Below are 11,779 nucleotides of genomic sequence, written 5' to 3'. Positions count from 1 at the left end.
TCGGTTCCACGCGCCGGGCGCGTCGCGCCGCGGCCTGGTCACGTTCACCGCCGTCCACGTCCACCCGCTGGTCGTCGCGGCGCTCGTGGGGCCTGCCGTGGTCGACGGCGCTCGTCACCTACGCGGGGATCCTCGGCGTGGTCGCCGTCGTCGCGCTGCTCGTGCCCCCTGCCGTGCGGGCGCCGTCGCGTTCGCGGGCGCCGCCGTCCTGGTCGCGCTGCTCGTCACGGTGCTCGCCCCCGAGCCGTGGGTGGCGTGGGTGGGGCCGCTCCTCGTGCTCAAGCTCGTCCTGTCCCACGCGCTCCCGCACGCGCCCGCGCCGGCGTGACTCAGTCCGGCACCTCCGGCACGCCCTGCGGCGCGAACTCCGAGAGCGTGAGCTCGGCCCCCTGCGGGTCGCGGACCACCGCCTCGCGGGTCCACTCCGTCTCGACCGTCGACACGATCGCGGCACCGGCGGACTCGGCCCGGGCCGCCGCGTCGTCGCGGTCCGCCACGGCGAACGTCACGGTGAACCGGGCCGGGCCCCCGTCCTTCTCCATCCCCGCGACGACGTCGGCGAAGCCCGGGGGCGCGAACGACTGACGCTCGTGGATGTCGGGGTCGACCGTGCGCGCGAGGTGCTCGCCGTACGCGTCCACGCGGACCATGCCCGCGCCGAGGTCGGGCTCGACCTCCCACCCGAGCAGCGGGCCGTAGAAGTGGAGGGCGTGCTCGGGGTCGGGGGTGCGGAGGATGCTGAAGTTCCACGCCCCCGGCTCGTTGACGCGCTGCGCGCCGAGGCGCTCTCCCGCCTGCCAGAGCCGGAAGGTCGCGCCCTGCGGGTCGCGCACGACGGCGACCTCGCCCGCGTCGCCCACCTCCGTCGGGCCGTCGAGGACGGCGCCGCCCAGGTCGGGCACCCCGCGCGCCGACGCGTGGACGTCGTCGACCGCCACGTACGTGGTCCACGTCGGCGTGCCGTCGGCCGCGCCGATCGCCGCGACCTCCTGCCCGCCGAGCTGCGCGACGACGTAGCGGCCGCCGGGCGTCGGGCGCTCCTCGAACGACCAGCCGAACAGGGCACCGTAGAACGCGAGCGCCGCGTCGACGTCGGGCTGCGCGGTGTCCACCCAGCACGGCACGCCGTGGGGGTAGGTCCGCGGCCGTGCCGCGGGAGAGCCGTCGCTCATCGCGCCTCCTTCGTGGACGCTCGTCGTGCGCCTACTCTTCGCCGGTCGGTCCGCGGGCGCAAGGGATCGGCCGGCGTCGTCGCCGCCGCGCGAGCGGGACCCCGTCGGCCTAGCGTCGAGGTCCGACGACACCTCACCGAGCTGGAGGACGACCATGTGGGCCTTCCTGGGACGCCGCGTGCGGACCCTCGTCATCGCCGTCGTGCTGATCCCCGTCGTGGGGTGGGTGGCGCGCAAGCTGGCCGACCGGCAGGAGTCGAAGCACGGCGGGCCGACGACGCTCTCGCGCGGGCTCCGGTCCGCCGACGGGCTCGTGCAGAAGGCACGCCGGCTCTTCTGACGACCCCCGTCACCGGCGCTCGGCGAGCGCCTGGTGCACGGAGGAGACGACGACGCTGCCCTCCCCCACCGCCGACGCGACGCGCTTGACCGAGCCGCGCCGCACGTCGCCGACGGCGAACAGCCCGCGCGCGGAGCTCTCGAGCGGCCAGGGCTCGCGCTCGTGCGGCCAGGCGCGCCGCCCGCCCTCGGCGAGCACCTCCCGCCCGGTCAGCACGTAGCCCCACGGGTCCCGCAGCACGTCCCCGGGCAGCCAGTCGGTGTGGGGGCGGGCGCCGATCGTGATGAACAGGGCGTTCGACGGCACGGTCGTCTCGTCGCCGGTCACCCGGTGGCGGAGCACGAGGTGGTCGAGCCGGCCGGCCGCGCCCCCGCCGCCGACGACCTTCGTCTCGGCGAGGATCGCGACCCCCGCGGCCGCGAGCTGGTCGACGAGGTACTGCGACATGCTCGCCGCGAGGTCGGGCCCGCGGACCACGAGGGACACGGACGCGGCGTACCGCGCGAGGTGCAGCGCCGCCTGCCCCGCGGAGTTGCCGCCCCCGACGACGTGCACGACCCGCCCGGCCTGCCCCTTCGCCTCCACGGCCGAGACTCCGTAGAACACGGCGGAGCCGACGAACGGGTCGAGGCCGGGCACCGCGAGCCGCCGGTAGGTGACGCCGTCGGCGAGCACGACGGTCCGGGCGCGCACCGTGCCGTCGCCCGCCACCCGCAGGACGAACCCGCCGGTCCCGCCCGCCGCCTCGCGCGGGTCCCGGGCCGCGTCGTCGTCCACCACCTCGAGGCCGACGGCCTCGCGCGTGTGCGCGAACTGCGCGCCGAACACCCAGGCCTGCTGGTACGCGCGGTCCGAGAGGTCCGCCCCGGAGACGCCGCGCGGGAAGCCGAGGTAGTTGCGGATCAGGGAGCTCGACCCCGCCTGCCCGCCGACGGCGTCGCGCTCGAGCACGAGCGTGCGCAGGCCCTCCGACGCCGCGTACACCGCCGCGGCGAGCCCGCCCGGGCCGGCCCCGACGATCGCGACATCCACGGGCTCGGCGGGCAGGTCCGTCGTGAACCCGTGGGCACGGGCGAGGTCGGTGTTCGTCGGGTCGACGAGCTCGCGCCCGTCGGCCAGCCGCACGACGGGCGCGCCCTGCCCCGGCGCGGACGCGAAGCGCAGCCCTGCCCGCGCGAGGAACCGACGGATGTCGTGCACGCGCGGCGCGGCGTCGTCACCCGTCACCACGACGTCGGCGCGGTCGCCGCCGCGCGCGGCCCGCTCCCAGTCGAGCAGGAACTCGGTGACCGCGCGGTGGAAGTACTCGTCGGGGGCGTGCCGCGGCCGCACGACGTAGTAGTCGACGAGCGTCGCGGCCATGAGCCCGAGCACGGCGTCGACCGTCTCCCGGTCGGTCCACGAGCCCCACTCGATGACGAGCGCGCGCCGGACGTCCGGGAACGCGCGCCGTGCCACGACGAACACCGAGTCGGTGCGCCCGACGGCGTCGCGGTCGTCGGACAGGACGAGCGCGACCTCGCGGCCGGCCGCCGCGGCCTCGCCGAGCAGCGTGACGGCCTCGGCGCCGTCGCGCGCGGCGACGACGTCGTAGTCGGGGGCGTAGCGGCGCTCGAGCTCGGCGACGAGGCGGGCGCGGGCGTCGTCCGCCGCGGCCGCGACGAGCACCAGGGGTGCCGCGACCGGGGTCTTCGGGGCGTGGTCCATGCGCACCTCCCGCCGGCTCTCGCACGGTACCACCGGCGCGTCGCAGCCGGTCCGGTGGACACTGCTGTGGCCCAGGTCACAGAATGCGAGGGTGGACCCGAGCAGCGGGAGCATCCGCACGCCCGACCAGCGGCTGCGCGTGTTCGTCAGCTCGACGCTCAAGGAGCTGGCCCCCGAGCGCCGGGCGGTCCGCGCTGCGGTCGAGCGCCTCCACCTCGCCCCCGTGATGTTCGAGCTCGGCGCACGCCCGCACCCGCCGCGGGCGCTCTACCGGTCCTACCTCGGCCAGAGCGACGTGTTCGTGGGGATCTACGGGGAGCGGTACGGGTGGGTGGCGCCGGGCGAGGACGTGTCCGGCCTCGAGGACGAGTACCGCCTGGCCCCGCCGAGCATGCCGCGCCTCGTCTACGTCAAGGAGACGGCGGGCGCGCGCGAGCCCCGCCTCGTCGAGCTGCTCGACCGGATCAAGGGCGACGACACGGCGTCCTACACCTCGTTCGCCGACGCGACGCGCTCGGTGAGCTCGTCGTCGCCGACCTCGCGGTGCTCCTCGCCGAGCGCTTCGACGCGAGCCGCGTGCCGCCACCGGCCCCGGCCGCCGCCACGGCGCCGCCCGGCGCGGCCCCGACCGCCGCCGACGAGGACCGCGCCGGGGAGGGAGAGGCCGAGGCGGGCCGCGTCGCCGGGGAACCCGGGGAGGACCACGCCGCGCTCCCGACGCCGCCGACGCCGCTCATCGGCCGCGAGCGCGAGGTGGCCGACGTCCTGCACCTGCTGGGCGCCGGCCCCGACCCCGTGGCCGGCACCGGCACCGCGCCGGGCACCGGCACGGCCGCACCGCCCGCGCGCATGCTGACGCTCACCGGGCCCGGCGGCATCGGCAAGAGCCGTCTCGCCCTGGAGGTGGCGGCCCGCCTGCGGCCGGCCTTCCCGGACGGGGTGCACTTCGTCGACCTCACGCCCGTGCACGACGCCGCGCTCGTCCCCGGCGCGGTCGCCCAGGCCCTCGGGGTGCGCGACACGGGCGACGGCCCGATCGCCGACAAGCTGGTCATGGCGCTGCGCGAGCGCCGGATGCTGCTCGTGCTGGACAACCTCGAGCAGGTGGTGGGCGCCGGGCCGTTCCTCGCGACCCTCCTCTCCGCCGCCCCGGGCCTCGTGCTGCTGCAGACCAGCCGCGTGCTGCTGCGCGTGTCGCCCGAGCACAGCTACGAGGTGGGACCGCTCGCGATGCCCGGCCGCCACGGGGACCTCGACGCCGCGCGGTCGGCCCCCGCCGTCGCGCTGTTCGTGGAGCGCGCCCGGGCCCTGCGGCCCGACTTCGACGTCACCGCCGTCAACGTCGACGCGGTCGTCGCGATCTGCGCCGCCCTCGACGCGGTGCCCCTCGCCATCGAGCTCGCGGCCGCGCGCGTGCGGGTCCTGCCGCCGGTGGCGATGCTCGCGCGGCTGGACCGGCGGCTGCCGCTCCTCACCGGCGGGGGCCGTGACCTGCCGGAGCGTCAGCAGACGCTGCGCCGCACGATCGAGTGGAGCGTCGACCTGCTCGACGACGACCAGCGCGCGCTGCTCACGACGCTCGGCGTGTTCGACGGTCCGTTCACGCTCGAGGCGGTGGAGGACGTGGGCGGGCCGGGCGGCGCCGGGACGGGCACCGACGCGGACGACGCCCTCTCGCTGCTCGGCGCGCTCGTCGACTCGAGCCTCGTGCGCCAGCGCGACGAGGAGGACGACCCGGAGGGCGTGCCGTCGTTCACGATGCTCGCAACCGTGCGCGAGCACGCCCGCGAGCGGCTGGAGGCCGACGGCCGGCTGGACGCGGTCCGCGACCGGCACGCCGAGCACTACGAGCGGCTCGGGCGCGAGGCCGGCCCGCTCCTGCTCGGCCCCGGCCTGCGCACCTGGAGCGCGCGGCTCGCGCTCGAGGACGCGGAGCTGCGCGCGACCGCGCGCCACCTGCTGGACCGCGGCGAGCTCGACCGGGCCGCCGCGTTCGCCTGGTCGTTGTACACGTACTGGTGGGTCGGCGGGCGGCTCGGCGAGGTGCGGCGCTGGATGGACGAGGTGCTGGCCGCGCCCGGCGACGTCGCCCCGCGCACGCGCGCGACGGCGCTGTACTTCACGCGGGCCATCACGTTCTGGCAGGACCCCGACGACCTGGTCGTGCCCGGGCTCACCGAGAGCGCGGAGATCTTCCGCGCCGAGCACGACCCGTGGGGCGAGGCGCTCGCGCTCGTGTCGCTCGCGCTCGCCCGGCTGACCGCCGCCACGCCCGACCCGGCGCGCGCCGCGGAGGCGCTCGGCACCGCGCTGGAGCTGTTCCGCGGTGCGGGCAGCCGGTGGGGCGAGGCGATGACGCTCGTGACGCAGGGCCGCGTGGCCATCCTCGAGGGACGCGTCCCCGAGGCCGCGGGCTGCTTCGAGGAGAGCCTCGCCGCGGCGCGGCAGGTCCACGACCCGCTCGGCGAGGCCATCGCGCTGCACCACCTCGGCTGGGCGCGGCTCCTGCTGGGCCGGGTGCGCGAGGCCGACGCGGACTTCCGCGAGAACCTGCGCCTGTCCGCGCGCCTGCGCCACGACGACGGCGTCGCGTACGGGCTGGAGGGGCTCGTCGCCGTCGCCGCCTCGACCGGCGACGTGGAGCGGGCGGGCACGCTGCTCGGTGCCGCCGAGGCCCTGCGCGAGCAGACCGGCCTCTACAACTCCCCGACGTCTCCTTCCACCTCCTCACCCTCGACCAGGTGCTCGACGACGAGGGCCGCGCCCGGCTCGAGACGGCCCGGGCCGCGGGGCGGGACCTGGCGGTCGCGGACGCGTCGCGCTCGCGCTGAGCACGACGGGCGAGCCGGCCGAGGCCGCCGGGGGCGCGTCGTGACGCGCTGGCGCGCGGTCCCGGGCGACGACCGGGTGCTGCCGTTCACGCTGGGCGTCTCCTGGCTCGTGCTGCCGTTCCTCCTCGTCGCGCTCGTGCTGCTCTACCTGCTGCCCGAGAGCACCGACCGGCTGTTCGCGTGGACGATCGAGCCGCCGCTGACCGCGATGTTCCTCGGCTCGGCGTACATGGGCGGCATCTGGTTCTTCACCCAGGTGGTGCGGCTGCGGCGCTGGCACCGGGTGCAGTACGGGTTCCCGGCGGTCGTGCTGTTCGCGATGCTGCTCGGCGCCGCGACGCTGCTGCACTGGGACCGGTTCCACCACGGGCACGTGTCGTTCGTCGCGTGGGCGGTCCTGTACGTCACGACGCCGTTCCTCGCCCTCGTCGCGCTGCTGCTCAACCGCTCGGCCGACCCGGGGGTCCCCGAGCAGCTCGACGTGCGCGTGCCGCGGCCGGTGCGGCTCGTGCTGGGGATCGGCGGGGGCGTGGCCCTGCTCGCCGGCCTGGTGCTGTTCGCCGTCCCGTCCGTCGGGATCGAGCTGTGGGCGTGGGAGCTCACGCCGCTCACGGCGCGGGTCGTCGGGGCCGTGCTCACGCTGCCGGGCGCCGTCGACCTGTGGCTCCTCGTCGACGACCGGTGGACCTCGTTCCGCTGGATGTTCCAGGCGCAGCTCGCGAGCCTCGCGCTCATCAACGCCGCCTGGATCGTCGAGCGCGACGACCTGCTGTGGGACCGGCCCCTCGCGTGGCTGTTCGCCGGCGGTGTCGCCGGCGCGCTCGTCGTCTACGCGGCGCTGTACCTGTGGGGCGAGCGCGCGCTGCGGGTGCGGCCCGGCTGACGGACAGGCGCCCCGGGCGACGATCGTGGCGCGACCGGGCCCCTCGGGTGCACACTCGTTCCTGCTGTGCTCATGGCCGACGCACAGGTCGGCGGTCGCGCAGCACGCGTCCGGCCGGCTCCCCGTCGACCGCACGGCACCGTCGCCCCGCGACGTGCGCCTCGTCGTCCGGCCCGACGACTCCCTCACCTCCCGCCCGGTCCCCGCGCGCCTCGCGCGCACTCGTGCGAGCCGGAGTCGTCGCCGAGACCGGGCGCTGCCGGATCCTGGAGCACCCATGAGACGAGTTCCCACCGTCCTGGCCGCAGCGGCGACGGCGCTGCTGCTGGCCGCCGCCCCCGCCACCGCGCACGGCGGTCGGCACGACCCCCGTCCCCCGACGGTCACCGACATCGCGACCGGCCTCGTCGGCCCGCTCAGCCTCGCCGTCGGGCCGCACGGCACCACGTACGTCGCGCAGAGCTTCGCCGGGCTCCTCACGGCCGTCGGCCGCGACGGCTCGCAGACCACCCTCTACGACTCGGGCGGGGCCGAGGTCGGCGGGGTCTCGTCCGACGGCCACCGGACGGTCACCTTCACCGAGACGGTCTCGGACCCGCCGGGCAGCCCGACGATCACCGCCTCGGGGGTCTGGACGCAGCGGCTCGACCGGCGCGGCGCAGCGAGCGGCGCACCGCGCCTGCTCGTGGACACGCTCGCGTACGAGCAGGCGAACAACCCCGACGGCGGCGTCACCTACGGGCTGCGCGACACCGACCCGGCGTGCGTCGCGCAGGTCCCCGCGGACGGCCCGATCCCCGCGCTGTACACGGGCGTCGTCGACTCCCACGCCTACGCGACCACGACGTCGCGCGGCACGACGTACGTCGCGGACGCCGGGGCGAACGCCGTCCTGTCGGTCGACCACCGCGGCAGGACCCGCACGGTCGCGGTGCTGCCCGCCCAGCCCGCGGTGATCACCGCGGAGGCGGCCGCCGGCGTCGGCTGGCCGGCGTGCGTCGTCGGGCAGACGTACTGGTTCGAGCCCGTCCCGACGGACGTCGAGGCCGGCCCGCGCGGGCAGCTCTACGTCTCCCTGCTGCCGGGCGGCCCCGAGGACGCGAGCCTCGGCGCGCGCGGCGCGTGTACACGGTGGACCCGTGGCGCGGGACGACGCGCCAGCTCGCGACGGGCTTCGTCGGCGCGACGGACCTCGCCGTCACCGACCGCGGGGACGTCTACGTCGCCGAGCTGTTCGGCGGCCGGATCTCCGAGGTGAAGCGCGGTGGTCCGCGGACCGTGGTCGAGGTGCCGCTGCCCGCCGCGGTCGAGCGGGACGGCCGCGGGCTGCTCGCGACGACGAACGCCCTCCCCGGCGAGGACGCGCCGCCCGACGGTCACCTCGTGCGGATCGACCTCGGCAAGCGCTGGGGCCACGGGGGCCGCTGAGCCGGGTGCCGAGCACGAGGTTCGTGCCGTTCTCACGCCGAGAACGACACGAACCTCGTGCTCGACGAGCCTCCGCGGGGCGCGGCAGACGTCCGCCGCGCGCCCGAGCGGTCAGACGTCCGCCGCGCGGCGCAGCGCGTCGAGGCTGGCGCGGACGTCGTCGTCGGTCGTCGCCCAGCTGCTCACGGAGATGCGCAGCACGGCCTCGTCGTGCCAGCGCGAGCCCGACATCCACGCCGTGCCGTCCGCGAGCACGCGCCGCACGACCTCCCGCGTCCGCGCGTCGTCCCCGAACGACGCGCACACCTGGGTGAAGACGACGTCGTGGAGCACGCGCGCGCCGTCGATCGTCGCCACCCCGTCGGCGAACGCGGTGGCGTGCCGCGCGAAGCCGTCGACGAGGTCGGCGACGCCCGAGCGCCCGAGCGCCCGCAGCACCGCCCACACCGGGAACGCGCGGCCGCGGCGCGAGAGCTCGGGCACCTTGTCCAGCGGGTCGCCGGCGTCGCTCTGGATGAGGTAGTCGCCGTGCATCCCCATCGCGGCGCGCAGCGGCGCCGGGTCGGCGACGATCGCGAGCCCGCAGTCGTACGGCACGTTGAGCGTCTTGTGCGCGTCGGTCGCCCACGAGTCGGCGCGCTCGTAGCCGGCCACGAGGTGCCGGTGCGCGGGCGACGCCGCCGCGAAGAGGCCGAACGCGCCGTCGACGTGCACCCACGCGCCGTGCCGGTGCGCGACGTCGACCGCCTCGGCGAACGGGTCGAACGCACCCGAGTGCACGTTGCCCGCCTGGAGGACGACGACCGTCGGGGCCGGCGCGTCGCCGGCCCTCGTCGCGCCCGGGCCGGCCTCGAGCGCCTCCGTGAGCGCCGCCGACGAGATCCGCCCCTGGTCGTCGGCGGCGACGACCTCCGGGGCACCGAGGCCGAGGTAGGACAGCGCGAGGTCGACCGACTCGTGGCGCTCGGCGCCCACGAGCACCCGCACGCGCGGCGCACCCGTCAGGCCGTCGCGGCGCACGTCCCAGCCCGCGCGGCGCAGCACCTGCGTCCGCGCGGCCGCCAGCGCCGTGAAGTTCGCGGTCGTCGCGCCGGTGACGAACCCGACGGCGCCGGTCGCGGGCAGCCCGAGGAGGTCGAGGAGCCACGCGCTCGTCACGTCCTCGACGGCGGTGTGGGCGGGCGTCACCGACCGCAGGGCCGAGTTCTGGTCCCACGCGCTCGTGAGCCAGTCCGCGGCGAGGGCGGCGGGGTGGCTCCCGCCGATGACCATGCCGTAGAAGCGGCCGGACGGCATCGCGGTGAGGCCCGGGCCGCACGCGGTGGCGAGGAGGTCGACGACGTCGCCGGCCGGTGTCGGGCCGTCGGGCAGGTCGGTGCCGAGGGAGTCGACGACGTCGTCGACGGTCGCCTGCGGGGGGACGGGCCGCGAGGCGAGGGCGTGCAGCCACGTCGTCGCGTGCCGGTGGGCGCGGTCCAGGGCCGTGTCGCGCTCGTCCATGCCGGGTCCTTCCCGAGGCCGTGCCCCCGTGGCGGACCGGCGTCCGTCCGCCCACCGTTCTCGAGGCGGCGGACGCCCGTCCACCCCGAAGAGACGCGCCCGGGCGCGCGGTGATACACGCGGTGGGGCTACGCCGGCCGCGCGGACCGGTGCTCAGTTCTTACGCCCAGGCAACGACCAGGCAACACGCGGTCCCTAGCGTCGGGCGGGCCAGGCTCCACCGACGGAAGGCCTCCCCCCGTGAGAACGTTCACCCTGACCCTTTCCGGGCGCGTCGTCGCGCTCGTCGTCGCCGTCGTGCTCGCGCTCGCGGCCGTCGTCGCGACCGTCGCGTACGGCGTCGCCGACGCGCGCGCCACCGCCGCCGCGGCGCGCGCCGCGGGCGCGCAGCCGCCCGTCCTCGCCGCGGGCGTGGCGACGGCGACGAACCCGCTCGGCATCGCCTCGTCCCGGTACGCGACCGCGACGGCGACGGCGAACGAGCCCGACGCGAAGCCGAAGGTCGTCGTCGTCGGCACCGGCGGGACGATCTCGGGCAAGGCCTCCGGCCGCGAGACCTTCACGAGCTACCGCTCCGGCTCCTACCTCATGGAGGACATGCTCGACGCGCTGCGGCCCGAGCTCGACGCCGTCGCCGACGTGTCGGCCGTGCAGTTCGGCAACGCCGGCTCGTCGGGCTACACGATCGCGCAGTTCCACGCCCTGACGCAGGAGGTCGAGAAGCAGCTCGAGACGGCGGACGCCGTCGTCGTGACCACGGGCACGGACACGCAGGAGGAGTTCGCCTACTGGCTCGACCTCACCGTCCAGTCGCGCAAGCCGGTCGTGACCACGGGCTCGATGCGTCCGTGGGGCGCCGCCGACAGCCCGGCGGAGGACCTGGTGTTCGGCACCGACGCGCCCGCGAACCTCTACAACGCGATCAAGGTCGCGGCGTCGCAGCAGACGTACTGCTTCGGCACCGTGCTCATGCTCAACGACGAGATCCAGGCGGCGCGCGAGGTCACGAAGACCAACTCGTACCGGACCGACACGTTCCAGTCGCGCGAGTACGGCGTGCTCGGCTGGATCGACGGCGACAGCATCACGCTGGGCCGCGCGCCCGCCCGCGTCACGACGTGCGACACCGAGGACTGGTTCACGCCGTTCGACCTCGACGACGTCGCGCCCGCGGACCTGCCGCGCACGGAGATCCTCGTGTCCTACCAGGAGGCCGGCGGCGAGGCCGTCACCGCGTTCGCGGACGCGGGCGTCGAGGGCATCGTCACCGCGGGCACCGGCGCGGGCGGCATCTCCCGGGCGATGAGCCAGGCGCGGTCGGCCGCGATCGGCGAGGGCGTGTGGTTCGTCTCGACGACGCGCACCGGCTCGGGCTCGTCGTACAGCGCGGGGAACGGGGTCATCGCGGGCGGCGACCTCACGGCGATCAAGGCGCGGCTGCTGCTCCTGCTCTCGCGCGCGTCACCGAGGACATCGACACCGCGCGCGGCTGGTTCGCGACGTACGGGACGCCGTCGTTCGACCAGTCCGAGACCGCCGAGACGGTGGGCGCGACGCCCGGCGCCACCGCGGTGCTGTTCTCCGGCACCGCGACGCCGGCGTGCAAGACGAAGAAGGCCGAGCTGACCGTCGCGATCACGAACGCCGACTCCGTGCCGATCGACGTGCGCGTCGACAGCCCCGCGGGCGGCTACAAGTTCAGCAAGATCCCGGCCGGGCAGACGGTGAAGCACACCATCCCGGCGAAGGTCGCCGAGCTCGCCGCGGGCGAGGCGAAGCTCACCGCCTACAAGAACGTCGACGGGCAGGGCATCCAGACGATCAGCACGGCGGCGTACCCCGCGACGAGCTGCGGGTGACGCGCTGACGCCGCTCCTGCGCTGACCCGCGGGCCGCCAACCCGCGGTCCCCCGGTCGC

Annotated in this window: 11 protein-coding genes; 8 read left to right on the top strand and 3 right to left on the bottom strand. The window is 76.3% G+C overall.

Annotated features, from left to right (window positions below; translation table 11 throughout):
• Window positions 1-328 (top strand): hypothetical protein (locus tag BJF88_RS19540; RefSeq protein WP_222843951.1); only part of this gene is annotated, 328 nt, incomplete at its 5' end.
• A gap of 1 nt (window position 329) precedes the next feature.
• On the opposite strand, the gene BJF88_RS07565 is transcribed toward BJF88_RS19540, so the two are convergent.
• Window positions 330-1,172 carry a VOC family protein gene (locus tag BJF88_RS07565; protein ID WP_075828372.1) on the bottom strand — a complete coding sequence of 281 codons (843 nt, stop codon included), beginning with the start codon at window positions 1,170-1,172 and terminating at the stop codon, window positions 330-332.
• A gap of 154 nt (window positions 1,173-1,326) precedes the next feature.
• On the opposite strand from BJF88_RS07565, the gene BJF88_RS07560 reads away from it, so the two are divergent.
• Window positions 1,327-1,512, top strand: a complete 186-nt coding sequence (locus BJF88_RS07560) for a hypothetical protein (protein ID WP_075828365.1) — start codon at window positions 1,327-1,329, stop codon at window positions 1,510-1,512.
• A gap of 9 nt (window positions 1,513-1,521) precedes the next feature.
• Here the strand turns inward: BJF88_RS07560 and BJF88_RS07555 are convergent, their stop codons facing one another.
• Complete coding sequence (locus BJF88_RS07555) at window positions 1,522-3,219, bottom strand: FAD-dependent oxidoreductase (protein ID WP_075828364.1); 1,698 nt, start codon at window positions 3,217-3,219, stop codon at window positions 1,522-1,524.
• Window positions 3,220-3,310: 91 nt separating this feature from the next.
• On the opposite strand from BJF88_RS07555, the gene BJF88_RS07550 reads away from it, so the two are divergent.
• The 4 genes from BJF88_RS07550 to BJF88_RS19535 all read left to right on the top strand — a co-directional run bounded on the left by BJF88_RS07550 (window position 3,311) and on the right by BJF88_RS19535 (window position 8,361).
• Window positions 3,311-4,075: a DUF4062 domain-containing protein gene (locus BJF88_RS07550; protein ID WP_075828363.1), complete on the top strand. Its 765-nt coding sequence runs from the start codon at window positions 3,311-3,313 to the stop codon at window positions 4,073-4,075.
• Window positions 3,973-6,933, top strand: coding sequence for a tetratricopeptide repeat protein (locus BJF88_RS21670; protein ID WP_255371857.1), 2,961 nt, complete (start codon window positions 3,973-3,975; stop codon window positions 6,931-6,933). Before BJF88_RS07550 ends, BJF88_RS21670 begins: the two co-directional genes overlap by 103 nt.
• 277 nt (window positions 6,934-7,210) lie before the next feature.
• A complete protein-coding gene (locus BJF88_RS07540; protein ID WP_139315966.1) occupies window positions 7,211-8,191 on the top strand; it encodes a ScyD/ScyE family protein in 981 nt (326 codons plus the stop codon).
• 20 nt (window positions 8,192-8,211) lie between these two features.
• Entirely contained in the window at window positions 8,212-8,361 is a 150-nt protein-coding gene (locus BJF88_RS19535; protein ID WP_158068899.1) for a hypothetical protein, read from the top strand.
• Between the two features lie 111 nt (window positions 8,362-8,472).
• On the opposite strand, the gene BJF88_RS07535 is transcribed toward BJF88_RS19535, so the two are convergent.
• Window positions 8,473-9,861 (bottom strand): pyridoxal-dependent decarboxylase, encoded by a 1,389-nt coding sequence (locus tag BJF88_RS07535; protein ID WP_075828361.1) that lies wholly within the window; start codon window positions 9,859-9,861, stop codon window positions 8,473-8,475.
• 240 nt (window positions 9,862-10,101) lie between these two features.
• On the opposite strand from BJF88_RS07535, the gene BJF88_RS07530 reads away from it, so the two are divergent.
• On the top strand, window positions 10,102-11,487 hold the full coding sequence (locus BJF88_RS07530; RefSeq protein ID WP_075828360.1) for an asparaginase: 1,386 nt from the start codon (window positions 10,102-10,104) through the stop codon (window positions 11,485-11,487).
• Window positions 11,433-11,720: a hypothetical protein gene (locus BJF88_RS20325; RefSeq protein WP_222843950.1), complete on the top strand. Its 288-nt coding sequence runs from the start codon at window positions 11,433-11,435 to the stop codon at window positions 11,718-11,720. Before BJF88_RS07530 ends, BJF88_RS20325 begins: the two co-directional genes overlap by 55 nt.
• The last annotated feature ends 59 nt before the right edge of the window (window positions 11,721-11,779 follow it).

Origin of the sequence: Cellulosimicrobium sp. CUA-896 (genome assembly GCF_001942335.1) — a bacterium.
Lineage (GTDB): Bacteria > Actinomycetota > Actinomycetes > Actinomycetales > Cellulomonadaceae > Cellulosimicrobium.
Note: the sequence above shows the minus strand (reverse complement) of the source record. Positions and strands in the feature narration are given on the sequence as shown.